At 54.6% G+C, this 23,913-nt stretch carries 22 protein-coding genes; 16 read left to right on the top strand and 6 right to left on the bottom strand.

Annotated features, from left to right (window positions below; genetic code table 11):
* Positions 1–53 precede the first annotated feature (53 nt).
* The gene (gene polA, locus ABXG94_RS11150; RefSeq protein WP_353534202.1) at positions 54–2,870 is read right to left on the bottom strand and encodes a DNA polymerase I; all 2,817 of its coding nucleotides are present in this window, start codon (positions 2,868–2,870) and stop codon (positions 54–56) included.
* Between the two features lie 261 nt (positions 2,871–3,131).
* Between polA and ABXG94_RS11145 the strand changes: the two genes are divergently transcribed.
* From ABXG94_RS11145 to ABXG94_RS11120, 6 genes are all read left to right on the top strand, one after another.
* Positions 3,132–4,187: a saccharopine dehydrogenase gene (locus tag ABXG94_RS11145; RefSeq protein WP_353534201.1), complete on the top strand. Its 1,056-nt coding sequence runs from the start codon at positions 3,132–3,134 to the stop codon at positions 4,185–4,187.
* A 95-nt stretch (positions 4,188–4,282) separates the two neighbouring features.
* Complete coding sequence (locus ABXG94_RS11140; RefSeq protein ID WP_353534200.1) at positions 4,283–5,131, top strand: flagellar motor protein MotB; 849 nt, start codon at positions 4,283–4,285, stop codon at positions 5,129–5,131.
* A 96-nt stretch (positions 5,132–5,227) separates the two neighbouring features.
* Positions 5,228–6,529 carry a flagellar hook protein FlgE gene (locus ABXG94_RS11135; RefSeq protein WP_353534199.1) on the top strand — a complete coding sequence of 434 codons (1,302 nt, stop codon included), beginning with the start codon at positions 5,228–5,230 and terminating at the stop codon, positions 6,527–6,529.
* A 21-nt stretch (positions 6,530–6,550) separates the two neighbouring features.
* A complete protein-coding gene (flgK, locus tag ABXG94_RS11130) occupies positions 6,551–8,005 on the top strand; it encodes a flagellar hook-associated protein FlgK (protein WP_353534198.1) in 1,455 nt (484 codons plus the stop codon).
* Positions 8,006–8,007: 2 nt separating this feature from the next.
* Positions 8,008–9,018 (top strand): flagellin, encoded by a 1,011-nt coding sequence (locus tag ABXG94_RS11125; protein ID WP_353534196.1) that lies wholly within the window; start codon positions 8,008–8,010, stop codon positions 9,016–9,018.
* Positions 9,015–10,136, top strand: a complete 1,122-nt coding sequence (locus tag ABXG94_RS11120) for a flagellar basal body P-ring protein FlgI (protein WP_502901702.1) — start codon at positions 9,015–9,017, stop codon at positions 10,134–10,136. The genes ABXG94_RS11125 and ABXG94_RS11120 overlap by 4 nt, the downstream gene beginning before the upstream one ends.
* A gap of 89 nt (positions 10,137–10,225) precedes the next feature.
* Here ABXG94_RS11120 and fliP read toward each other — a convergent pair whose 3' ends face one another.
* From fliP to fliF, 4 genes are read right to left on the bottom strand one after another with little or no spacing between them, the layout of a single operon-like run.
* Positions 10,226–10,963, bottom strand: a complete 738-nt coding sequence (gene fliP, locus ABXG94_RS11115) for a flagellar type III secretion system pore protein FliP (protein WP_502901701.1) — start codon at positions 10,961–10,963, stop codon at positions 10,226–10,228.
* Positions 10,960–11,250 (bottom strand): FliM/FliN family flagellar motor switch protein, encoded by a 291-nt coding sequence (locus tag ABXG94_RS11110; RefSeq protein WP_353534194.1) that lies wholly within the window; start codon positions 11,248–11,250, stop codon positions 10,960–10,962. Before ABXG94_RS11110 ends, fliP begins: the two co-directional genes overlap by 4 nt.
* Entirely contained in the window at positions 11,243–11,821 is a 579-nt protein-coding gene (locus ABXG94_RS11105; protein WP_353534192.1) for a FliH/SctL family protein, read from the bottom strand. Before ABXG94_RS11105 ends, ABXG94_RS11110 begins: the two co-directional genes overlap by 8 nt.
* A complete protein-coding gene (fliF, locus tag ABXG94_RS11100; RefSeq protein WP_353534190.1) occupies positions 11,818–13,407 on the bottom strand; it encodes a flagellar basal-body MS-ring/collar protein FliF in 1,590 nt (529 codons plus the stop codon). Before fliF ends, ABXG94_RS11105 begins: the two co-directional genes overlap by 4 nt.
* A 121-nt stretch (positions 13,408–13,528) precedes the next feature.
* On the opposite strand from fliF, the gene ABXG94_RS11095 reads away from it, so the two are divergent.
* From ABXG94_RS11095 to ABXG94_RS11050, 10 genes are all read left to right on the top strand, one after another.
* On the top strand, positions 13,529–14,023 hold the full coding sequence (locus ABXG94_RS11095; protein ID WP_353534188.1) for a flagellar basal body-associated FliL family protein: 495 nt from the start codon (positions 13,529–13,531) through the stop codon (positions 14,021–14,023).
* Positions 14,024–14,032: 9 nt separating this feature from the next.
* Positions 14,033–14,392: a hypothetical protein gene (locus tag ABXG94_RS11090; protein ID WP_353534187.1), complete on the top strand. Its 360-nt coding sequence runs from the start codon at positions 14,033–14,035 to the stop codon at positions 14,390–14,392.
* Between the two features lie 83 nt (positions 14,393–14,475).
* On the top strand, positions 14,476–15,042 hold the full coding sequence (locus ABXG94_RS11085; RefSeq protein WP_353534185.1) for a MotE family protein: 567 nt from the start codon (positions 14,476–14,478) through the stop codon (positions 15,040–15,042).
* 70 nt (positions 15,043–15,112) lie between these two features.
* Complete coding sequence (gene motA / locus ABXG94_RS11080) at positions 15,113–15,982, top strand: flagellar motor stator protein MotA (RefSeq protein ID WP_353534184.1); 870 nt, start codon at positions 15,113–15,115, stop codon at positions 15,980–15,982.
* The gene (locus ABXG94_RS11075; protein WP_353534182.1) at positions 15,979–18,306 is read left to right on the top strand and encodes a hypothetical protein; all 2,328 of its coding nucleotides are present in this window, start codon (positions 15,979–15,981) and stop codon (positions 18,304–18,306) included. Before motA ends, ABXG94_RS11075 begins: the two co-directional genes overlap by 4 nt.
* 86 nt (positions 18,307–18,392) lie before the next feature.
* Positions 18,393–19,100, top strand: a complete 708-nt coding sequence (locus ABXG94_RS11070; protein ID WP_353534181.1) for a transglycosylase SLT domain-containing protein — start codon at positions 18,393–18,395, stop codon at positions 19,098–19,100.
* Positions 19,101–21,164, top strand: coding sequence for a flagellar biosynthesis protein FlhA (flhA, locus tag ABXG94_RS11065; RefSeq protein ID WP_353534180.1), 2,064 nt, complete (start codon positions 19,101–19,103; stop codon positions 21,162–21,164).
* Positions 21,161–21,919: a flagellar biosynthetic protein FliR gene (locus ABXG94_RS11060; RefSeq protein WP_353534179.1), complete on the top strand. Its 759-nt coding sequence runs from the start codon at positions 21,161–21,163 to the stop codon at positions 21,917–21,919. The genes flhA and ABXG94_RS11060 overlap by 4 nt, the downstream gene beginning before the upstream one ends.
* Before the next feature lie 8 nt (positions 21,920–21,927).
* Positions 21,928–23,013 carry an EscU/YscU/HrcU family type III secretion system export apparatus switch protein gene (locus ABXG94_RS11055; RefSeq protein ID WP_353534178.1) on the top strand — a complete coding sequence of 362 codons (1,086 nt, stop codon included), beginning with the start codon at positions 21,928–21,930 and terminating at the stop codon, positions 23,011–23,013.
* Entirely contained in the window at positions 23,010–23,408 is a 399-nt protein-coding gene (locus ABXG94_RS11050; protein WP_353534177.1) for a hypothetical protein, read from the top strand. Before ABXG94_RS11055 ends, ABXG94_RS11050 begins: the two co-directional genes overlap by 4 nt.
* On the opposite strand, the gene ABXG94_RS11045 is transcribed toward ABXG94_RS11050, so the two are convergent.
* Positions 23,405–23,911, bottom strand: coding sequence for a flagellar basal body-associated FliL family protein (locus ABXG94_RS11045; RefSeq protein WP_353534176.1), 507 nt, complete (start codon positions 23,909–23,911; stop codon positions 23,405–23,407). The genes ABXG94_RS11050 and ABXG94_RS11045 overlap by 4 nt on opposite strands.
* Positions 23,912–23,913: the final 2 nt, after the last annotated feature.

The following is a 23,913-nucleotide window of genomic DNA, read 5'->3' as shown; positions in this document are numbered from 1 at the left end:
CGACATCAGCAATTCGGGCATTCCAGCGCTTTTGGCATCATGGTGGGGGTTAATTAATGCGCCTCGGCCCAATTGTCGCCAATGCCCGCATCCACAATCAAGGGCACATCCAACTTGATCGCTGGGTCTGCCGCCCCTTGCATGATGTCGCGCGCCACCTCGATGGTCTCGTCCACCGCATCTTCGGCCACCTCAAAGATCAATTCATCGTGGACCTGCAGCAGCATTTTAGCGGGCAGGTCTTTAATGGCCTCTGGCATACGCACCATGGCGCGGCGAATGATGTCAGCAGCGGTGCCCTGAATGGGCGCGTTGATCGCGGCGCGCGCAGCAAAGCCTGCATGCGGCCCCTTAGCATTGATTTGCGGCATGTTGATTTTGCGCCCAAACAGCGTTTGCACATAAAGATGCTCTTTGGCGAATGCCTTGGTGTCGTCCATATAGGTGCGAATGCCGGGGAAACGTTCAAAATAGCGGGTAATAAACGCCTGTGCGTCGCCACGTGAGATGTGCAGATTACGCGCCAGCCCAAAGGCTGAAATGCCATAGATCACGCCAAAGTTTATGGCTTTGGCCTGACGACGAATATCCGGCGTCATCTCTTCCAACGGCACCTCAAACATCTCAGAGGCGGTCATGGCGTGAATGTCATGCCCATCACGAAACGCCTGCTTTAGGGCCTCGATATCAGCGATATGCGCCAGAATACGCAATTCAATCTGGCTATAATCCAGACTGATCAGCTTATTGCCCGGAGCCGCCACAAAGGCCTCGCGAATGCGGCGGCCTTCCTCGCTGCGCACTGGAATGTTTTGCAAATTCGGATCTTTAGACGCCATACGCCCGGTGTTAGCCCCGCTTTGCAAATACGAGGTGTGCACACGGCCAGAATCTGGATCAATGTGATCTTGCAAGGCATCCGTATAAGTCGATTTCAACTTTTGCAGCTGGCGGTAATCCAGCACACGGCGCGGGAAATCATGGCTGGCCGCTAAATCTTCAAGCACATCCGCAGGCGTGGACCATTGGCCGGATTTGGTTTTCTTACCGCCTTCCAACTCCAGATCTTCGAACATGATTTGCCCGACTTGGGCGGGCGATTGTACGTTAAACGGCTTGCCCGCAATCTCATGCAACTCCGCCTCATATTGCGCCATTTTCTGCGCAAAGGCATTGGACATACGGCTAAGGGCATCCCGGTCCACTTTCACCCCGTGCATTTCCATCTCGGTCAGAACTGGCACCAACGGGCGCTCTAAGGTTTCATAAACCGTGGTGACCTGTTTCTGATGCAGTTGTGGCTTGAATTTTTGCCAAAGACGCAGGGTGATATCCGCATCCTCGGCGGCATATTTCACCGCATCCTCCACCGGCACCTTGTCAAAGGTGATCGCCGATTTCCCACTGCCCAGCAGGGTTTTGATCGAAATCGGCTTGTGATTGAGATAGCTCTCGCTGAGCACATCCATACCATGGTTATGAATGCCCGCATTTAGCGCATAGGACATCAACATGGTGTCATCAATCGGCGCGACACTGACCCCATAGCGTTTGAAAATCTTGCAATCATATTTGGCGTTCTGAAAAACCTTCATCACGGCTTCGTCTTCCAGCATCGGCTTTAAGATCGCCAATGCCTGATCCAGATCCATTTGCCCCTCAGCCAATTCCTCGCTGCCAAACAAATCGTCTGCGTTGCCCTTCTTGTGGGCCAGAGGAATATAACAGGCCTCGCCCGCCTCAACACATAATGAAATTCCCACCAGATCCACCTGCATTTCATTCAGGCCGGTGGTTTCGGTATCCACCGCAATCCACCCCCGCCCATGCGCCTTGGCAACCCATGCCTCTAGTGCCGCGGCATCTACAATGTGCTCATAGGCGTCAACATCAATGGGCTTATCTGGCGGAGCCTCGGCTGCCGGGCTGGCAGGTGCCTGCGCCTCTGCAATGGCGGGCGCTTCTATGCCCTTTTGTTCCGCGATGCGTTTGGTCAGCGTGCGAAATTCCATTTCCGCGAGGAAATCCACCAAAACCTCTGGTTCCGGATCTCTGACTTCCAGCTCCTCGATGGTGAAACCCAAGTCCATATCACAATCAAGCTGCACCAACCTGCGCGACAGTTCGATCTGGTCACGATTATCTATTAAAGTCTGACGCCGCTTTGGTTGCTTGATTTCCGCCGCTCGATCCAACAGCGAATTCAAATCACCATATTCGTTGATCAGAAGCGCCGCGGTTTTGATGCCGATCCCTGGCGCACCGGGCACATTATCAACGCTGTCGCCCGCCAAGGCCTGCACATCGACAACACGATCCGGGCCAACGCCAAATTTCTCAACCACACCGTCGCTGTCGATGCGTTTGTTTTTCATTGCGTCCAGCATTTCGACACCGCCGCCCACCAGCTGCATAAGGTCTTTGTCCGAACTGATAATGGTACACCGCCCACCGGCATCACGCGCCTGACAGGCGAGTGTGGCGATGATGTCATCGGCCTCAAACCCTTCGATCTCTTTGCACGCGATATTAAAGGCCCGCGTGGCATCTCGGGTCAGTGGAAATTGCGGCCGCAGGTCTTCTGGCGCAGGCGGACGATTGGCCTTGTAAAGATCATACAGATCATTGCGAAAGGTCTTACCCGAATGATCAAAGATCACCGCCACATGGGTCGGCGCATCCGGACCTGTGTTGCCTTCGACATAACGGTGCAACATATTGCAAAACCCTGCCACAGCCCCAATCGGCAAGCCATCAGATTTGCGTGTCAGCGGAGGCAGTGCATGATAGGCACGAAAAATAAATGCCGAGCCATCGATTAAATGCAAATGGTGGCCCTTGCCAAATGTTGCTTCGGGTGTGCCGGTCATATCGCGCTCCGCATTTTGTTCCCATTTCTTTTGCCATGCGGCTGTCCCCGCGGCCAGAGTAGAAATGCGGCTTTATGCAGAAGCCAAGAGCCTCCGGCGGGGGGATTTATGTCAAGAACAAACCCAGCGCTTGTGCTTGATCCAAATACCCGGGGTGAACGTCGAAACCAGGTTTCGACGAGAGGGGCAAAGCCCCTGAAACCTATTTGCATCTTTGCGATCGCCTCGGCTAGCTATGAACTAGGAAAAAAGGACATCATCATGGCACATCTGTGGATACGCGCTGAGCAGCGCAAGAATGAAGACCGGGTTGGACTAACCCCGCAGGGCGCCGGTGCCTTGATCCGCAAAGGCCTGCGTGTCACCGTCGAGGAAAGTGCGAGCCGTATTATACCAATAGAGGGTTACCGCGCCGCTGGATGTGAAATTGCGCCAGAGAACAGCTGGCCTGACGCCCCCGATGATGCGATTATATTTGGCCTGAAAGAATTGCCCGATGACGGCACTCCCTTACGCCACCGCCATATCATGTTTGGACATGCCTTTAAGGGGCAGCATTCCGGCCGCATCCTATTGCAGCGTTTCAAAGCGGGGGGCGGTTGCTTGTACGATCTGGAGTATCTGGTGGATGACGCCGGGCGACGCGTCGCGGCATTTGGGTATTGGGCAGGTTATGCCGGGGCGGCGCTTACTTTGAAATGCTGGATGGCGCAGCAAAATAATTCCATCTGCGGGCCGGTGTCTGCCTATCCAAACAAAGACAGTCTGCTGACTGAATTGCGTGCCGAATTGAACGCGCTAGAGGTCGCACATCCTGACGCATTGGTGATTGGGGCGCTGGGGCGTGTCGGCTCTGGGGCGGCAGATCTTTTGCAAGCTTTGGGTTGCTCCGTCACGAAATGGGACATGGCTGAAACGCAATCCGGTGGGCCATTTCCCGAAATTCTGCACCATGCTCTGTTTATGAATTGCATTTTTGCACGCCCAGGAACTCCGGTTTTTGTCTCTGCCCAAGAGGCTGCCAAGCCACGCAGGCTCTCGGCGATTGGCGATGTGGCTTGTGACCCGGATAGCGATTACAACCCTGTTCCACTGTATGAACGCGCCACAACCTGGGCAGCCCCGGCGTTTCGCGCCGTGCAAGATCCTGTTCTGGATGTGATGGCCATCGACAATCTGCCATCCATGTTGCCACTAGAGAGCTCCGAGGATTATGCGGAACAGCTATTGCCAACCTTAATGACCCTAATGGATCTGAATGCACCGGTCTGGGCCCGCGCCAAAGATGATTTTGTCCGGTGCAGCCAAGATCTCTGACAGGCTGCTAAGTTTGCGCAAAATTTGATCTGTTAAGTCAGCCGAAAGGTCTGTGGCCTATCCCTGCTTCTGGGTGAGTAATAAGAGGTGGTGAAATGACCGCGCAGACAAATGTCGCGCCAGTCATCATCAAACGTAAAAAAGTTGTCGCTGGTGAAGGACACCACGGGGGCGCGTGGAAAGTGGCTTATGCCGACTTTGTCACCGCGATGATGGCTTTTTTTATGTTGATGTGGCTGCTGAATGCGACAACAGAAAAACAACGTAAAGGGATTGCGGACTACTTCAATCCGACCATTCCGATCAACCGTATTTCGGGGGGCGGAGACGGGTCCTTTGGCGGCGACTCCGTGTTTTCTTCGACCATATTGGCGCGCAACGGCTCGGGCGGCGTCCCGAAAATAATGGGGGCCAAGGACCCAGCCAAAACCTTTTCCAATAACCAGCCGGGCGGCTCTGTCAAAGATGATGGCACCAAGGAGGCGACAAGCCTGCAAGAGCTTGAAAACCTGTTGTTGGGAAATGGTGGCGAAAGTTTTGCGCTTGAGAACGCCTTTAAGCATGTTGCCACGCGACAAACCGACGAAGGCTTGATCATCGAAATCTTTGACACCTCAGACAGACCGCTCTTTGCGCCAGAGTCAGATGCGCCCTTTCCCATTCTGCAGGATCTGGCGCGCATGATTGCAGAGGTCACAAAACTGGTGGGCAACGATGTGGCTGTCGAAGGTCACGTGGCCTCCGAAGCTTTGGCCTTGGCGCATCGCCAGGTCTGGCAGCTTTCTGCAACGCGGGCCGATCAAATGCGGCGTTTGCTCGAAACCCATGGTATGCCACCAGACAGGCTGGCGCGGGTCACTGGCCATGCGGATCGCGAACTGGCCACCCAAGACCCGTTTGCGCGGCGCAACAATCGACTCGAAATCATATTACTGCGGCAATAGTGGTAAAAAACGTTGCATTTTAGCTGTTAGCCCGCTGTTAAGTTGCGATGCCTTATCTGTTGCAAAACACATGTGTTGCAGCAGAAAGGCGTCGGCATGACCATCTCTTCTTCTTTGAATGCCAGTGTGGCGGGGCTATCGGCAAATGCCAGTCGCCTGGCGGCAATTTCCGATAATATCGCCAATTCCTCGACCTTTGGATACAAACGGGTCGAAGCGGACTTTCATTCTATGGTGATCTCAAAATCCGGCGGGCTTTATACGGCCGGCGGGGTGCGGGCGACGTCGCAGCGCCTGATTGATGAACGCGGTTCGCTGGTGACAACATCAAACGCCACCGATCTGGCAGTGCGGGGCCGGGGCATGTTGCCGGTGGCCAATGCCAGCGAAGTGCAGGTCGCCAATGGCTCTAATCAAATGCTGTTGACCACCACCGGTTCGTTTCGCACCGATGCGCAGGGATATTTAACCACAAGCTCTGGCTTGGTTCTGATGGGCTGGGCGGCCAATGCAGATGGCTCGATCCCGACCTACCCGCGCGACACAAGTGCCGGGCTAGAACCTATTCAGATCAACGTGAACCAGTTTTCCGGCGAACCCACAACCTCTATGTCACTGGGTTTGAACCTGCCCGCCACTGAAACACTTGCAACCGGTACGGGCGATGCCCAAGAACTGACCATCGAATATTTTGACAACCTGGGGAAATCAGAGAACCTCGAAGTAACGTTTACACCGACAATCCCGGCCAGCGGGTCCTCAAACGAATGGACCATGGTCATTCAAGATTCCGCAGATCCTGGTGTGACCATTGGCGAATACACCCTAACCTTTGACGACGGGCGCGCCTCCGGTGGCACGCTTGCCTCGGTGACCACAGTGACAGGTGGCACCTATGACGCGGCCACTGGCAGTCTCATTGTGTCTGTGGCTGGCGGCCCGATGGAGGTCAATATCGGTGAAATCGGGGCCAGCGATGGTTTGACTCAACTGTCGGACACATTTGCGCCGTTACAGATCTCTAAGGATGGTTCGCCAGTCGGCAATATGACGGCGGTGGAAATAGATGCCAATGGCATGGTGCATGCGTTTTTTGACACAGGCATAACGCGCACAATCTATCAGGTACCACTGGTCGATCTGCCCAATCCAAATGGTATGGTTGCCCTTGATCAGCAAACCTATATCCCCTCGCCGGAAAGCGGATCTTTCTTTCTTTGGGATGCCGGTGATGGTCCAACCGGCGACATCGTGGCCTATGCGCGTGAAGAATCCGCAACCGATGTCGCGGGTGAATTGACCGACATGATCCAAACCCAACGCGCCTATAGCTCTAATGCAAAAGTCATCCAGACGGTTGATGAGATGTTGCAAGAAACCACAAATATCAAACGATAATCCCCTACAAGGAGCCCTGACATGAGCATCACAGGTGCCTTGAACAATGCCCTGTCTGGCCTGACTGCTAACGCACGCGCAGCTCAGGTTGGGGCCTCAAACTTGTCCAACGCGCTCACCCCTGGATACGGTCGTCGCCAGCTGCAAGTCGCGGCACGCGGCTATGGGACAACGGGCGGCGTTTCGGTCATTGGCGTCAATCGCTTGGTTGACCCAGCCACAATCGCTGACCGGCGCATTGCTGCGGCCGATCTCGCCGGGGCCAGTGCCCAAAGCGCGTTTTATGAAACGCTTTCCCGGCTTTTGGGTGAACCGGGTGCTGCGGGGTCACTTGATCATCGCTTTACCGCCTTCGAAGACGCCTTAATCACCGCAGCCAGTCGGCCCGATCTGCCTGAGCGGCTGACCCAGGTGGCCAACACAGCCCAACAATTAGCTGACCAGTTTCAAACCATTTCAACCGGCATTCAAACCCAACGGGAACGGGCCGATGCTGCTATCAACCAAATGGTTGATCAGCTGAACACCGGCCTGTCGCAGCTGTCAGATCTAAACGGGCGTATTGCCAGAACCCGCAACTCTCCCGAAGATCTCTTGGCTTTGCAAGATGCCCGCCAGCAGGTCATCGACGACATCTCTAAACTTGTTCCGGTGCGGGTCATTGCACGCGACCATGGCGTTGTCGCGCTTTACACCACCGGTGGCGGCATCTTGATCGACGGCACAGCACCTGAACTTAGTTTTCAACCAACCCCGACAATTGAACCGCATATGACCTTTGCCAACGGCCTGTTGTCGGGCATTTCCTTAAACGGCAAAGCGTTGAACATCACGCCCAACCAAGGCCCCTTACGCGGTGGTGCTTTGGCGGCACAGATCGCCATTCGCGACGCATTGGCCATTGACGCTCAGGCTCAAATAGATGGTTTGGCGCGCGAGTTGGTCGACCGGTTTCAAGACCCGGCGCTGGACAGTACCCTAGGGGCCACAGACCCGGGGTTGTTCACAGATGCTGGGCTGCGCTTTGACAGCAGCGACGAAACCGGTCTGTCTGGCCGCGTCAGTTTGAACGCCCTTGTGTCCCCCTCTGGCACAAACGCCATGTGGCGGTTGCGCGACGGCTTACAGACAGGGGCCCCCGGGGCCACGGGCAACGCCTCACTTTTGCAGGCCAAGCATGCCGCCATGAGGGCAGCCAAAACCCCGGCATCTTCGCTATTTGGCAGCGCCACACTTGCGATAAACGACCTCACAGGCCGCGTACTAACGCATTTTTCTGCGGCACAATTTGCATCAGACAACCGGCAGGGGTTTTTCGCAGCGCAGCTTTCCGCGCTTGAAACCAAGGAATTTGCTTTGGGCGTGGATACCGACCAGGAGCTGCAACAGCTTTTGCTGATTGAACAATCTTACGCCGCAAACGCCCGCATGATCGAAACAATCGACGGGCTTATCCAGACTCTCATAAGGATATAATCATGCCGGTGACCCATATTGGCGATCTATCACGCACCTACGTCACGCGACTGCACAGTGCGCGTTTAAAAACCCAACTCACGCAGCTCACTCAAGAAGTTGGCACCGGCTTGGCGGCGCAGAAGACCCAACACCTGCGGGGTAATATTGCCCCCCTATCCGCGATAGAGCGGTCTATCGAAGTGCTGAGTAGCCACCAACGCGCCGGCCAAGAAGCCAAAACTCTGGCAGATGGTAAGCAAACCATTCTGGGCAATGTCCAGGACATCACTGCGCAGTTTTCCAGTGCTTTGTTGCCCAGCGCGCAGTCCTATCAACGCGCCGCTTTTGAGGTCAATGCCAGCGACGCCGCCGCTCATCTGCGCGCCATAATCTCAGATCTTAACAGTTCGGTAGGCGGGCGGGCGCTGTTTTCTGGCACTGAGGTCAATACGGCGGCCCTGGCCACAGCAGATACGATTTTGGCCGATATTCGCTTGGCAACGGCAGGCAGCGCAACCATTGCCGACTTTCTAACCGCCGTTGACACATGGTTTTTTGCCAGTGGTGGCGGCTTTGAGACCACAGGGTACCAAGGTGGCACAGACGATCTGGCCCCAACCGTCATCGGGGCAAATAAATCTGTCGATCTATCACAACGTGCCGATGATACCGCGATGCGCAATATCATGCGTGACCTTGCCGTGGTCGCGCTCAGCACCGATGTTGGTCTTGGATTTTCCGTTGCCGCGTTGCAATCGATCACCACAACAAGCTTCGACAACTTGCACAGCAGCATGGCGGATCTCACCGCCTATCGCGCAGAATTGGGCACTGCCCAAAGCCGCATAGAGGCTGTGTTGACGCAAAACAGCGCAGAAAGAACCGCACAAATGATGTCGCGCAATGCGTTGATCGCGGTAGATGCTTTTGAAACCGCCACAAAGCTTGAAAATGTACAATTTCAAATGGAATCGCTTTATGCGGTGACCGCCCGCCTGTCCCGCCTGTCATTGGCGGCTTATCTACGATGAAATATTTGCAGCGTTTTCTTTTCGCATCCACGCTTATCGTGACCTATATTTTCATTCCCTATCAAGGGTTTGCAAACCCAATTCGCATCAAAGACTTGGTCGAATTTGACGGTGTGCGCGGCAATGATCTGGTGGGCTATGGCCTGGTTGTGGGGCTGCGCGGCACAGGCGATGGGCTGCGCAACTCCCCCTTTACCGAAGATATTATGGGCAATATCCTGGAGCGTCTTGGCGTCAATGTGACTGGCGAGCAGTTTCGCCCAAAAAATGTCGCCGCTGTGCTGGTCACCGGAGAATTGCCACCCTTTGCCCGGGCTGGCGGCCGCATTGACGTGACCGTTTCAGCGATTGGCGACGCCAAAAGCCTGCTGGGTGGCACACTTATCATGACTCCGATGAATGCCGCAGATGGGCAAATATATTCAGTGGCCCAGGGCACGGTGATTGCGGGTGGGGCTGCGGCAGACGGCGCTGCTGAGTCTGTGGTTCAGGGCGTGCCAACGGCTGGGGTTATTCCAGCGGGCGCGCGGGTGGAACGCGAGGTAGACTTTGATTTCACCACGCTCACCAGCCTGCGGTTGGCGCTGCGAGAACCAGATTTCACCACGGCGGCCCGGATCGAGCGCGCGATTAATGCGGCCTTTCCCCAACCCATTGCCATCATGCTGGACGCCGGCACCGTCCGCATTGACATCAAAGCAGCCCGGATGGCATCGCCGGCCCATACCGTCAGCCGTATCGAAAACCTGTCGGTGGCACCAGAAAGACGCGCGCGCGTGGTGGTGGATCAAAGATCAGGCACCATTGTGATGGGCGAAGATGTGCGCATCTCTCGGGTGGCGGTTTCTCAGGGCAATTTGACACTAAGAATACGCGAAGCCCCGCTGGCGGTTCAGCCAAATCCATTTGCGGACGGGCAAACCGTTGTGGTGCCGCGCAGCCAGGCTGACATCAACGAAGACCCGGGTATCAATCTGGCCGAAGTCCCCGCGGGCACTTCCCTGAGCGAAGTTATCGCGGGCTTGAACGCTTTGGGAGTCTCACCGCGTGACATGATCGACATACTCAAAAGCATCAAGGCGGCGGGCGCGCTGCATGCCGAATTTGTGGTGCGCTGACCCAATACCAAAAAACTGTTCAGAACCCTGTGGTTGCGGACCCAGCCATAATGATAGCACCCATAGTCGTTACGATGGTCTAGGAGCGCCTAAAGATAACCGCGCACTAGGCTTTCTGAAATCAATGTCCAGCCATCTGCCACCACAAAAAACGCCAGTTTGAACGGCAATGACACAACAACCGGCGGCACCATCATCATGCCCATCGACATCAACACAGTGGCCACCACCAGATCAATAATTAGAAACGGCAAATAGATAATAAAACCGATCTGAAACGCGCGGGCAATTTCAGACAAAAGAAAACTTGGTAATAGCTGCGAGAACGGAATGGCCCCAGAGGTTTCGGTGGGCGTCAAAACAGGCCGTAAGCCTGCAATCCTAGCCAAAGTATCAGGGTCCACACGCTGCGTCATGAAACCGCGAAATGGTTCGGCCGCGCGCGTCATGGCCTGTTCCAGCGGCAGGTCGTTGTTCATCAGCGGTAAAATGCCCTCTGCCCAGGCCACCTCAAATACCGGGGCCATAATGAAGTAAGACAAAAACAATGCCAGGCTGATGATCAGCATATTGGGCGGCGCTTGCTGCAAGCCAATCGCCTGCCGCAAAATTGACAGCACAGTCACAATGAATGGAAAACAAGTGACCATCATTGCCAAGCCGGGTGCCAAGCTTAGCAAAGTGACCAACATAAACAATTGCACGCCACGCGCCGTAACAGAGGTGTTTTCGGAAAGTGTGATCGCCAGATCCTGGGCCACAGCCATCGTTGGGCAGAAAATCAAAGCCACAACCAGGCTAGCCGCTGTGAGGGGTGCGCATCTCATTTCTGCGGGCTTTTAAGATCCGCAATTTCAGTCAGGCGCACTGCCAATTGCCCTGCCTGTTCTCCGTCCAGTTCTTCCAACTCGCCTCTGGCGATCAGATGGTCCCCAACATAGAGTTCAACCGGGTCTTCGACCCGCCGATCCAACGGCAAAACAGCATTTTCGCCCATATTTAGTAAGTCTTTAATCATCGGGCGGGTTTTGCCCACCGAAATGGTGATTTCTACGGGCACCGTTGAAAACACATTTGCCGGGCCCTCATCCACGGGATTGCTCGCATCAGGCATGTCGTTTTTCCTTTTTCATCTCGTGCAAAAAACCACGCACGGCGGTGTTGATTTCACTGATCAAACTTTCAATATCCAACTGGTGCTCCTGATCTTGGATGCGCCATTGAACACATCCCTCAGGCAGCTTTGGGTCGGCAACAACGCCTAAGGCGACACCAGGCACATCGGTCATGATCGCCTGGATGGCAGCCACGTCGCCCGCGTTCGCACACAGCTCAATTTCCGCATCTTCACCTTGATGTGAAAGGCCTCGTAACAGCTGCGCCAGGCGCAGACCCAAAGTGGCACGGGCGATTTCAGGCAAGGCTTTGGCCACCATGACATCAACCATCTCGTCCAAGTTTTCCAAAGTTGCAGATCGGGCTTCAAAAAAAGTGAATGCCAGATCGCGTAAATTGCTTGCGAGCGTGGCGCTTAATGCGGTTTTGTCCTGCGCATTTGCCGCCATTGCGTCCTCCCACCCCGCTTTAAACCCGTCTTCGTATGCCGCGCTATTTGGCGCGCCAGACAGGTCGCTTACTTGCGCCCTTGGTCCTTGAAATTCCTGTAAAAGGTGGCCGATGGTCATTGCGGCCTCCCTGCTCCGTCTTCCATCCAAGACTGTAAAATCTCGATGGTCTCATCCTGCCGCTCGCCAATCAGACCTCGCAAGCGATCTACTGGCGCAATCTGTGTGGCTTCCGGCACGGTGGGCACAATCGCCCCGCTCGATACCAGTGTTGTATCCTCTGGTGCCGTAGAAAGAGCTGAGTTTTGAGCTGGCAAGCCACCTTGGTCAGCCAAGGCCATCGGCAGGTTTTCACGCCCGTCCGTTTTTTGCCCCGCTAATATTGGGCGCACCACAAACAGCCCCAAAATCAAAGCCACAAGCGCCAAAACCGCAAATTGAATCAGTGAAATCAAATCAAGGTCTGAGATTTGAAATAGCACACTGCCGCTTTGGGACCCTTGAAGGAGTACCGGCTCAAACGGCAAGGTTTTTAATGTAATTCTATCGCCTCGCTCTGCGTCAAACCCCACAGCCGACGCCACCAAGGCTTCCAAAATCGCCAATTCTTCAGTCGGCCGCTCGCTTAAAACCTGAGACCCATCTTCGGCAGTGATTTGCACGTGGTTGACCAGTACGGCCACCGTCAAGCGGCGAATTTCACCCGGTCCACGGGTGATTTGCCGTTCGGTTTCAGACACTTCATAATTGACGCGCTCGCGCGATTGCGTGTTTTCGCTGCTCGAGGCGGTGGCATTTGCACCGTCGCCATCGGGCAAGTTTGACGCCACCGTCACATCGCTGCCGCCCTTGTCCTTGGAATTGGTTTTGCTTGATTCTGAATCGGTACTAATGGCGACGCGGCTTGTGGGGTCAAACCGGCGCTCTCGAATTGATTCCGTTTCGGTGGCGGTTTCCAAGCTGATTTCCACCACCGCATTTCCCGGCCCTACGCGCGCCTCAAGCAAGCGGCTCACTTTTTGGCGTAAATCCTCGGCGCGGTCTGTAGCGGTCGTTGTATCATTGGGCCCATCATCCGCTGTCACAAGGCCGGTTGCGCCGTCAATCACTGCAACACCCGCAGGCTCGATCCCGGCCACAGCCGAGGCAATCAAGTATTTAAATGCCCGTATTTGATTGCCCGTCAAAGGCCCGCCGGTGGTATTAACCGTCACCGAGGCTGCTGCGCGCGCATTCTGTTTAAAGGGGCTGTTGTTGACCTGCGAAATATGAACTCGGGCGCTACTTACACTGCGACTGCCCATGATGGTGCGGGCCAACTCACCTTCTTTTGCACGCCAATAGGCTGCATCAAACATCTGCGAAGTTGTGCCAAAACCAGACAAGCCATCCAGCAGCTCATACCCTTTGGTTCCAGTTGCGGGCAGTCCCTCGCTGGCCAAGGTCATACGCAGCTGATCGCGGGTGCGGCTCTCGACATAAATTGCCCCGCCGCGCACCTCATGCGCCACATTGCGTTGCTCCAACGCGCGCACCACTTCACCAGCGGGTCCGGGTTCTAACCCATTGTAAAGTAATGCCATACTAGGTGCGCTTGCTAATCTTGCGATCACCAAAATCGCCGCAAACATGGCCAAGCTTGCAATGACGACGGTGACTCGCCGCTGCATAGACAAAGCAGACCAAACGCCAAATATTTGCTGCACGCAACATCCTCCTGAATCAGACATTCTGCCGGATTACCCCTGCAACATTCCCTCAACAGCCTTAACAATCGGTTAGCTTCTGTGCGCGATTATCAAAGCTGCAACTGGTTAAAGGCGCAAAATGACCGAAACGGCTGATCCGCACACAGAAGTGCCCAAAAAGAAATCTAAGCTGCCCCTGATCCTTGGGCTTGTCTTGGCGTTGCTTGGGGCGGGTGGCGGATTTTTTGCAACCCAAAGCGGCCTGCTGGGCGGCGCGGCCAAACCGCCAAAGCAACTGGCCGAACCGGTCGTCCCTTTAACACCAGATTTGGCAGAAATCGCCTTTGTTGCGCTGGACCCAATGATCGTTTCGCTAGGGCCAAATGCCCAAAACCGCCATTTGCGTTTTCGCGCCCAGCTTGAGGTGCCAATCCAGCACCAAGCAGAGGTAACCGCGATTTTGCCAAGGGTTGTTGATGTCTTAAACAACTATCTACGCGCCTTGGGGCCCCACGATATTGAACGACAGGATGCCTTGATTTTGCTGCGTGTGCAGATGCTTAGGCGCATTCAAATCGTCACGGGAAAGGGTCGCGTGCGGGATCTGTTGGTTATGGAATTTGTGCTGAATTAAGGGGATTTCATGGAATTGATAGCAGATATTTTATTGGTCGCGGGTGCCATTGGTGCCGGGTTCTATTGTTTTGTTTTGTCCAGACGCCTGGCACGGCTTAACGACTTGGAAAACGGTGTTGGTGGGGCGGTGGCTGTCTTGTCCGCCCAGGTAGATGATCTTGGAAAGTCCTTGAAAACCGCCCAAACCATGGCCGCTGAATCACGCGAAAACCTGAGCCATGTAACCGCGCGCGCCGAAGAGGTCGCAGCAAAGCTCGAATTGATGCTTGCAGCACTGCATGATGTGCAAAATGACACTGATGTCGCAGCGCAATCACCAGAAAACATCGAATTTGCGCCAGTCTTTAGCCGACGCGCCGCAGAGTAGTATCGCAAATGAAACCGCCAAAACCGACTAAAGACACACCAAAAAGCGCCCCGGCCTCCCCGCCCGGCAAACGACGGGTCAGAATGCGCCGCCGTGGTAGCTTGGCATTGATCAGCTTGTTTTTGGTCAGCTCAGCCGTGCTGCGCATAAGTCTGGGTGCGGGCGAAGCCATTGCCAATGTAGATTTCACGGCCCCCGCAGCAATCTCGACGATGGCCCTGCCCGAAGACTGCAGCCCGCCACCAGATATCGCCGTGGTTTTACAGGCCTTACAAGCGCGCGAAACCCGCCTGAAAAACAACGCGTTGGCCCTGCAAAATCGCATGCAAGCCTTAGCGGTTGCCGAAACCGTGATTTCGGCAAAACTTGCAGAACTAATTGACGCGGAAACCCGGCTGCAGGACAGCATTTCACAGGCAAATTCCGCCTCAGAGGATGACATCGTTATCCTGACGGCCGTCTATGAAAACATGAAAGCGCAGGATGCCGCCGCCCTATTTGAGAAGATGGATCCTGACTTTGCAGCGGGATTCTTAAGCCGTATGAAACCTGAAATTGCCGCCGGTATTCTAGCAGGGCTGACGCCAAATACCGCCTATAGCCTAAGCGTTGTTCTGGCGGGTCGAAATGCAGATGTGCCCACAGAATGACGATCTCAAAGACAGTTTGTTAATAGGCATTTGACATAGTGACGAGGCATCACTTTGTCGGAGGAAACGCATGATCGGAATCATCGGAATTATCACCATTTTTGTCATGGTTTTTGGTGGCTTTTTGGCGGCTGGCGGCAAGATGGGGATTATCCTCAAATCTTTGCCTTATGAAATGATGATTATCGGCGGAGCTGCGGTGGGGGCTTTTTTGATCGGCAATGATATTGCCGCCGTAAAACACACAATCAAAGACCTTGGCAAAGTGTTCAAAGGCCCGAAATGGAAGCACGATGATTACCGCGACCTGCTGTGTCTGTTGTTTGAACTGATTCGCTTGGCCAAGCAAAATCCAGTGGCAATCGAAGAGCATATTGAGGGGCCTGACGCCTCGTCAATATTTGGAAAATACCCGAAAATTCAACAAGATAAAGAAGCCGTAGCTTTGATCGCCGACACCATGCGCTCAGCCTCGATGAACTATGATGATCCGCATCAAGTCGAAGAGGTTTTAGACAAACGCATGGAGGCCACAATGAACCATGCGCTGCATTCAAGCCACGCCTTACAAACCGTGGCAGATGGGTTGCCCGCCCTTGGTATTGTCGCCGCAGTTTTAGGCGTGATCAAAACCATGGGTTCTATTGACCAACCGCCCGAAGTGCTGGGGAAACTGATTGGCGGCGCGCTTGTTGGCACTTTTTTGGGGGTATTTTTGGCCTATGGGTTGGTCGCCCCTTTTGCCGCCAAGGTCAAAACCGTGATCGAGGAAGACGGTCATTTTTATCACCTGATCCGCGAAGTGTTGATTGCCAATCTGCACAGCCATCCCCCCAATATCTGCATCGAAGTTGGGCGCCAAAACACCCCGGCCCATTGTCGCCCTGATTTTTCTGACCTGGAAGAGGCCCTGAAAGAAGTCAAAAAGGATGCCGCATGACGCGCCGCATTTGCATCATTGCGATGGTTTTTTGTTTGGCTGCGGGCGTCACCAAAGGAGAACCTTTGACGATAACCTCGGGCGACCACAAAGGTTTCACGCGCCTTGCTATAGAAATGCCCCAAGAAAATGCCGTTTGGGCTCTGACGAAAAGCCGCAACCGATATCAATTGGTTTTTCCCGGCCAAACACCTGAATTTGAAACAAATACTGTGTTTAAAAAAATTTCGCGCAACCGCCTTGCCGGGGTTTCAGCGCAGCCAGAGGGTGGGCTGGAAATTGAGTTAAACTGTGCCTGTGACATCGAACCCTTTGTTTGGAAATCACAATTCTTGATACTCGATATCAGCCCTGCAACTGCAATGACGCCACTGCAAAATCTACCCGCAGCAGCTGATGCCAAAGCCCCACTCGCCCTGTCTTTTGCCACTCAGTCCCGCCGCCCACAAAACAGCATCCCCCCCTTGCCCTTTGCAACAGGCACCGTGTTGGAACCTATTTCGGGCCCGCAAAATGCACCAGCCGCAGTACTGAAACTGCCTTTGGCAGCCCCCGCAAAAAAAACAGACTTTGTTGTGCCAAAGCCTACCGCATCGTTACAGAATGAACGCAGTAACTTGCTGAACGGCGTTTTGATGGCAACCGCGCATGGGCTTTTGGTGCCACAGCCAGACCCCTCGCCAAACAGGGGACCCACGCCGTCAGCACACCAAGCAGAGCAAATGCACTTGCGTTCGGAAAGTGCAATCCAGGAACCTGAAAGCAATTTTGCAATCATTGACGTAATCGAGCAGGGTGCCGCAGATATTCGCGCGCCCCTCAAGGCTGGGCCTGCCCAACATTGCACAGACAGCCACCTGTTGGATATCGCCAGCTGGGCGTCAAATGAACGCTTTGCCATCGGATTAGCAAACCACCGCATGGCCATGATGCAAGACCTTGATCAGCCTGACGCAACGGCGTCCTTGAATCTGACAAGATTTTATCTGCACGCAGGATTTGGTGCCGAGGCAGAGGCATCCTTACAACTTGCCGCGCATTCAGCCAATCACGCGAAAATTTTGACCACCCTCGCCCGGGTGATGGATGACCAGATCCTAAAGGGGCCACGCCCATTTGAAGGCATGGAAACATGCAGCAATGCAGCGGCGCTCTGGGCGGTTATAACCTTGCCCGAAACCGCAGATCACGGCCCGATTAATAAAGCGGCATTGTTGTCTGCGTTTACAGATTTACCTAGCCATCTACGTCAACATCTGGCCCCGCGCCTTAGCCAAAAACTGGCGCAGCTTGCCGACCCGGATCTGGCCAAAAAAATCCTACAAATCGCCAGTCGCAGCCCGCCAAACAACAGCGGCGCACAGGCCTTGGCTGCAGCCCAAATAGCGCTGCAAACTGGTGACACGGGCCAGGCACAAGCGGTGATGTCGGAACTGGCGCAAATCGAATCCGAACAGACACCAAAAGCCTTGGCAAGATTGGTGAAATCACAGTTTGCGACCAAAACTGCGATCGATCCAGATCATGCTGCGTTGCTGGCTGCCCTTGCAATCGAACATCGTGCGCTGGCGATTGGCGCAGAGCTGCGGCAGGCCCATGTTATGGCCCGCACTGCAAACCAGGAATATCACACTGCGCTAGAGGCCCTAAGTTTGGTAAAAAAACATGACGGTGTAGCCGCCTGGAAAGCGCTGGTTCAGCCCGTGGCCCAGCGCGTCACCCAAGAGTCTGAAGACGCGCTCTTTTTGCAGTTGGCTCTATATGACTTTTCCAAAAATGCCCGCAGTCTAGACCCGGAAGTGACAAATGCCCTGGCAAAACGGCTTATGAATCTGGGCTTTAGCGCAGAGGCGCAAAAATTTGCCTCCCTGGGGGCCGAAGGGGCAATTGGCCGCGCACGGCGGATTTTGCGCGCTGAGATTGCTCTGAAACAAGATCAGCCAAGACAAGCCCTCGCGCATTTATTGGGTATGCAAGGACCAAAGATCGATGCGCTGCGGGCGCGGGCCTACCAAGGTGCCGGTGAATATGCAGCCGCTGCTGCGCTTTATCGGGAATTGGGTCAACCAGCAGAGGCCGAGCAGATTGCCTGGCACAGCGGCAATTGGGCGGCGCTGGCTGCGGCGGAATTCACCCCGCACAAGACCATTGCAAACCTACTTATTGACGACTCGGCAACGGACAATGCCGCCGATTCCACAGCTGTCACCCCCGTTAGCCCAAAGCAAAACCAGGTGCTGTTAGCCAAAAGCATGGTCGCGCGCCAGGCTTTACAAGATCTGCTGCAAACCCACCAATTTGAAAGCGCGCTAAACACCCCATAGGCTAAAAAACCAGTGGCGATGGTTACGATTTCTAAAGGAGATCGCGTTTAGGTTTGAAACATCAGCAGAAAGCCGATGGGTCACAAATGATCAAAACCTACACATTGATGACATGGATTTTTCTTGCCCTGCCAACGGCGTCTGGGGCTTGGGCCATGACCCACGACAACAGCGAAGTTTGCGACAATTCTGCCCGGTTTGCGGCGCAAAAAACCGGCGTTCCGCTGCCCGTCTTGTTGGCCATAACTCGCGTGGAAACCGGGCGCAAAGCAGATGGCAAAATTGCGCCCTGGCCCTGGACAGTCAACATGGAAGGCAAAGGCATTTGGTTTGCCAGCCAGTCCAAAGCATTGGACTATGCGCAAAGCCACCACACCGGCGGCAGCCGCAGCTTTGACATTGGCTGTTTTCAGATCAACTACCGTTGGCATGGGGCCGCGTTTGATACGATCAGCCACATGTTTGACCCGAACGCCAACGCGCTTTATGCCGCGACATTTTTGAAACAGCTCTATCTTGAAACCCAAGATTGGTCGCGCGCCGCCGGTGCCTATCATTCACGCACGCCAAAATATGCTCTGAAATACCGCGCGCGTTTTGATCGGTTCTTTGCTCAGATTCCGACGCAAGATCAAACAGCCGTTACGCCAGCCGCCACCAGCAAAAACATCCCACCGACAGGGGCTCTGCGACCAAACAGGTTTCCCCTATTGCTTGCAAATTCAGCCCCCAGCACTTTGGGCTCGCTTGTGCCTGCTGACCTTGCCGCCGCGCAGCCCTTGTTTGGGGGCTGAATGGGCAAAATAGCCAACCCAACCATTCTATTGGCGCTCGCCCTGATGGCGATTATCGTGATGATGATCCTGCCCATGCCCGCCTGGGTGCTGGACATCGGCCTCGCGGCCTCCTTTGCGCTGGCCATCCTGATTTTCACCATCACGTTGTTTATCGAAAAACCTTTGGATTTCTCATCCTTCCCAACCGTGTTGCTGGCGGCTTTGATGCTGCGGCTGTCGCTGAACATCTCTTCCACCAAATTGATCATTGGCCAGGGTCACACCGGCACCCAGGCCGCTGGTAATGTCATTCAGGGCTTTGCGAATTTTGTCATGGGCGGCAGTGTTTTTCTGGGTTTGGTGGTGTTTTGCGTGTTGTTAATCGTGAATTTCATGGTCATCACCAAGGGTGCCGCGCGCATGGCAGAGGTTGGTGCGCGGTTTGCCCTGGACGGCATGCCAGGCAAGCAAATGGCCATTGACAGTGACATGTCCGCTGGTGCGATCGATCACACACAGGCCCGTCTGCGCCGCGAAACGGAACAACAAGAAACCACCTTTTTTGGCTCTTTGGATGGGGCATCGAAATTTGTTAAAGGCGACGCGGTAGCCGGGCTTTTGATCACGCTGCTCAATCTCGTAATGGGCCTGTGTATGGGGGTGCTTGTGCATAAAATGCCCATTGGTCAAGCCTTTGAAACATACGCAATTTTGACCGTTGGCGACGGGTTGGTCACGCAAATCCCCGCTGTGATCATTTCCATTGCGTCGGCGCTCCTATTGGCGCGCGGTGGGGCAAAAGGGGCCACGGATTTAACGTTGGTGGCACAGCTTGGAAACCACCCGGCGGCCCTGGCCACGGTCGCCTTTCTGATGGTCAGTTTTGCACTGGTTCCCGGTTTGCCGTTTCTGCCCTTTATGCTTGGGGGGCTGGCCCTGGGCACGGTGGCCTATATTGTGCGCAGAAACAAAAAAACGCCCCAAATCGAACCCACTGACACGGTGCCCATCTCGGCCGAACAAACCATGGGTGACATTCTGGCACTGGATGACATCCACCTTGAATTTGCCCCTGACCTCATTGATCTGGTTCTGGATCCCGGCACAGGACTGGATGCGCGTATCAAAAGCATGCGCAATCATGTGGCCACGGCCTTTGGGCTGATCCTGCCCGAAATTCGCTTAACCGACAATCACGCCCACCCCGCGGGTACCTACAGCATACGATTGCAGGGCGTCATGACCACCAAGGCACATTTATCGCCGCATCAGGTTCTGGCGCTTTTGCCCGAGCCACCCAAAGATATGCCAGAGGGCCAGGATGTGAACGAACCGGTCTATGGTGCCCCTGCGCGCTGGATCGCTGCTGAACACCAAGAAGAAATGGCCCTGCAGGGGATCACAGTGGTTACGCCAACCGAAATCCTGGCCACCCACTTGCTGGAAACCATCAAGCAGAATTTCAGCCGTCTGCTTACCCTGAAAGCCTTGCAGATCCTGCTGGATGAGATGGTTTCCCTGTCTGATCCGCAGCGGGCAGAAGCCAACCGAAAACTGTTGGATGAATTGGTGCCTGACAAGTTGACATTGGAAATGCTGCACCGCGTGCTGCGACTGTTATTGGACGAACAAGTGTCGATCCGCAATCTGCCTTTGATCATGGAGGCCATTGTCGAAGTGCGCAGTCCGCATGCCAGACCAGAGGCCATCTGCGAACATGTGCGGCAGCGGCTTGGCTTTCAAATGGTGGCGGATATGCGGCGCGAAGACGGGACAATTCCTTTGGTGCAATTGGCCCCAGAATGGGAAGATACGTTTTCCAGTTACGAGTTAGAGACCGACGGCGGTGCCCCCGATATTGCCCTGCCACCCGACTTGTTTCACAATCTGGCCAACGCTTTATCTGAACGGCTTGCCGGCCTCAGCGACAAGGGCACCTTTCCTGCGGTTGTCACATCCACCCGCCGCCGGCGTTTTTTACGATCTTTGATGTCAGCCAAGGGCATCCGAAATCCCGTACTTTCTTTTGAAGAAATTGGGCTAGAAGCCCGGCCCGCGCTTGTAGGAGTCGTGCCCGCGTGACCGACAGTTTGCAGCAAATCTGGCCCCTGATAGACCGGCAGTTTTGGCTTTGGGCCACGGTGTTTTTGCGGGTCGCCGCCGCCAGCTCTTTGATGCCCGGTTTTGGGGAAAGTGCCGTGCCCCTGCGGGTGAAACTTGCGATGGCCGTCGCCCTGACTTTGGCTGTAACGCCCGCGCTGCCCACCGAGACGCCCGCCCACGGCCTGCCGCTGTTTACAACCATCTTGCGCGAAACCACGATTGGCCTGGTGCTGGGGTTGGGGCTGCGGGCCTTTGTTTTCACGTTGCAGACCGCAGGGGCGATAGCAGCCAACGTAACCTCGCTTTCGCAGTTATTTAACAATGGTTCAGCAGAGCAATTGCCCATTATTGGCCATGCCTTAAATATCGCCGGACTGACCCTGATCTTTGTGACGGGCTTGCATATCACATTTGTTGAGTACCTGCTTTCATCTTACAGTATTTTTCCGCTGGGCGCATTTCCCGACCGCTCAACGCTCACCCCTTGGGGCGTTGAGCAAGTTGCCCGCAGCTTTCAATTTGCCTTTCAACTTGCCGCACCTTTTGTGATTTTGTCTCTGCTATACAATGTCACCCTGGGTATCGTGAACCGCGCAATGCCGCAGCTGATGGTGGCTTTGGTTGGCGCGCCCTTTATCACCGGGGCCAGCCTCGTTTTATTGATGATCACCGCGCCATTTTTACTGTCGGTCTGGCTTGCGCGCTTCACGCTATTTCTTAGCAATCCGTTTTAGGCCCCAGAATGTCAGACAATATCAGCCCCGATGACAAGCCTTTTGACGCGACGCCGCGTAAATTGCAAAAGGCGCGGGAAAAAGGCGATATTGCCCGTTCTGCGGACCTGGCCGTGGCCGCCTCTTATTTTGGTTTTCTCACCATTTGCCTGACGGTTGGGGCGGTCTCTTTGTCAAAATTGGGCAGCGTGCTGGCCGGAATACTGTCAAAATCGCACGTTTTGGCAAATCAGGGGTTTTCAGAACGCGGCAGCGTGGTTTTTGGTCAAATTTTTCGCCAAATCACCCTGCCCGCCGCCGCTTGGCTTATTGGTCCTGCGGTCTTTGTTTTGGCTACGATTCTGGCCCAGCGCAGTTTTGTGGTCACGCCTTCCAAACTGAATTGGCGTGCCTCGCGGATCAACCCCATCAAAAACGCCCAAAACAAATATGGGCGCTCGGGTCTGTTTGAATTTGCCAAAAGCGCCACGAAACTGGTGATCTATTGCTTATGTCTATGGGTATTTTTACAAGCCCACGCGGCCGAAATCCTGTTCAGTGTGCACCTGACAGAGCGCCAATCCATCGCTTTGATGTTTGATCTGGTGGTCAAGATGCTCATCGCGGTTGCCACCATCGCCTTTGTCATTGGCACCATTGATTATCTTTGGCAGCAGGCCCAGCTTCAGCGTCGCAACAGAATGACGCACAAAGAAATGATGGACGAATCTAAAGACGCGGAAGGCGACCCGCATTTCAAACAAAAACGGCGGCAAAAGGCGCTAGAGATCGCAAACTCCCAAATGATGGCCAATGTGCCAACCGCTGATGTGATCGTGGTTAACCCCACCCATTACGCCGTGGCGTTGAAATGGCATCGCAACAAGCAAAACGCGCCCAGCTGTGTCGCCAAGGGCACCGATCAAGTGGCCCAACGGATCCGCGCGCTGGCGCAGGAAAACGGTGTGCCCATTCACAGCGATCCCCCTGTCGCGCGCGCCCTGCATGCAGAGCTGAACCTGGGGGATGAAATTCCAACCCAGCACTATCAAGCTGTCGCAGCCGCCATCCGCTTTGCCGATCAGATGCGCAAACGCAATTGGAGAGCCCGGTGACAAAAAGCACCCGTCAAAAACAAACAGAATTGTTGCAACTGGCGCAGCTTAAATTTCAATCAGATCAAATGGGAATGGCGGCCTTGGCCCGTCAAGAAACCGCGCTGAAACGCCACCTGAAGGATTTGAACCAAAGCGAAAAACACCTCTGCAAAACCACCAGTTCTGATGCAGTACTGCAACGGGCCAATGCGATTTTACCCTGGCAAAACTGGGTGGCCCAACGCCGGGATCAGATGAATATAGAACTGGCGCAAGTCATGGCACAAAAAGAATTTGCACGCGCTGCCATGCGCCAAAGCTTTGGGCAAGTAGAGGCCGCAAAATCCCTGCTTGCCCAAGCGCTTAGAACCGAACAACAAACTGTAAAGCGCCAGACATACCATCGCAGCTAGACGTCTTGGCGCGCGATGTCTTGGATAAGCACTTCGGTGACCATCGGCCCCAAAATATGGAGCGCAACATCAAACAACGCGCGGCGCAGGCGGTCCAAAGTCTGGGTATCGGTAAATGCCCCGCTAAACCCACCCAGATTGGCGTGATCAAACATAACCTGTAAAAACGCATCGCGCAGTTTTGGTTCCCGGGCAAAAACAGTTTCACGTTGACCGCCCTCTATTTCCAGGCTCAGCGAAATCACCACCAAAGAGGCCACGGTTTCATTTTCAACGACCGGCACAACAAATTGGTTGTTTAATTTCACAAATTCGCGACTGGCCAAGTCTGCGTCGGTGGGGTCGGGGCTTGTGGTACTGGCTGGCACATGGGCGACCGCGCTGCCATCCCCGCAAGGGGCAGTTTTCGCCATCTCTGGGGGTGGTTTTGCGGTCATTAACCCCGCGCCAACGCCGGCTCCAACCCCGATGATCAACAATATGACTGGCCACAGAAACTTCATAG

Source organism: Cognatishimia sp. WU-CL00825 (genome assembly GCF_040364665.1).
In the GTDB taxonomy this organism is placed as follows: Bacteria; Pseudomonadota; Alphaproteobacteria; order Rhodobacterales; family Rhodobacteraceae; genus Cognatishimia.
This window is presented reverse-complemented; position numbering and strand designations above follow the sequence as displayed.

What these genes read in the sequence shown, in the direction of transcription:
- polA (WP_353534202.1), bottom strand. Translation starts at nt 2,870, where the DNA reads ATGACCGGCACACCCGAAGCAACATTTGGCAAGGGCCACCATTTGCAT.
- ABXG94_RS11145 (WP_353534201.1), top strand. Translation starts at nt 3,132, where the DNA reads ATGGCACATCTGTGGATACGCGCTGAGCAGCGCAAGAATGAAGACCGG.
- ABXG94_RS11140 (WP_353534200.1), top strand. Translation starts at nt 4,283, where the DNA reads ATGACCGCGCAGACAAATGTCGCGCCAGTCATCATCAAACGTAAAAAA.
- ABXG94_RS11135 (WP_353534199.1), top strand. Translation starts at nt 5,228, where the DNA reads ATGACCATCTCTTCTTCTTTGAATGCCAGTGTGGCGGGGCTATCGGCA.
- flgK (WP_353534198.1), top strand. Translation starts at nt 6,551, where the DNA reads ATGAGCATCACAGGTGCCTTGAACAATGCCCTGTCTGGCCTGACTGCT.
- ABXG94_RS11125 (WP_353534196.1), top strand. Translation starts at nt 8,008, where the DNA reads ATGCCGGTGACCCATATTGGCGATCTATCACGCACCTACGTCACGCGA.
- ABXG94_RS11120 (WP_502901702.1), top strand. Translation starts at nt 9,015, where the DNA reads ATGAAATATTTGCAGCGTTTTCTTTTCGCATCCACGCTTATCGTGACC.
- fliP (WP_502901701.1), bottom strand. Translation starts at nt 10,963, where the DNA reads ATGAGATGCGCACCCCTCACAGCGGCTAGCCTGGTTGTGGCTTTGATT.
- ABXG94_RS11110 (WP_353534194.1), bottom strand. Translation starts at nt 11,250, where the DNA reads ATGCCTGATGCGAGCAATCCCGTGGATGAGGGCCCGGCAAATGTGTTT.
- ABXG94_RS11105 (WP_353534192.1), bottom strand. Translation starts at nt 11,821, where the DNA reads ATGACCATCGGCCACCTTTTACAGGAATTTCAAGGACCAAGGGCGCAA.
- ABXG94_RS11095 (WP_353534188.1), top strand. Translation starts at nt 13,529, where the DNA reads ATGACCGAAACGGCTGATCCGCACACAGAAGTGCCCAAAAAGAAATCT.
- ABXG94_RS11090 (WP_353534187.1), top strand. Translation starts at nt 14,033, where the DNA reads ATGGAATTGATAGCAGATATTTTATTGGTCGCGGGTGCCATTGGTGCC.
- ABXG94_RS11085 (WP_353534185.1), top strand. Translation starts at nt 14,476, where the DNA reads ATGCGCCGCCGTGGTAGCTTGGCATTGATCAGCTTGTTTTTGGTCAGC.
- motA (WP_353534184.1), top strand. Translation starts at nt 15,113, where the DNA reads ATGATCGGAATCATCGGAATTATCACCATTTTTGTCATGGTTTTTGGT.
- ABXG94_RS11075 (WP_353534182.1), top strand. Translation starts at nt 15,979, where the DNA reads ATGACGCGCCGCATTTGCATCATTGCGATGGTTTTTTGTTTGGCTGCG.
- ABXG94_RS11070 (WP_353534181.1), top strand. Translation starts at nt 18,393, where the DNA reads ATGATCAAAACCTACACATTGATGACATGGATTTTTCTTGCCCTGCCA.
- flhA (WP_353534180.1), top strand. Translation starts at nt 19,101, where the DNA reads ATGGGCAAAATAGCCAACCCAACCATTCTATTGGCGCTCGCCCTGATG.
- ABXG94_RS11055 (WP_353534178.1), top strand. Translation starts at nt 21,928, where the DNA reads ATGTCAGACAATATCAGCCCCGATGACAAGCCTTTTGACGCGACGCCG.
- ABXG94_RS11045 (WP_353534176.1), bottom strand. Translation starts at nt 23,911, where the DNA reads ATGAAGTTTCTGTGGCCAGTCATATTGTTGATCATCGGGGTTGGAGCC.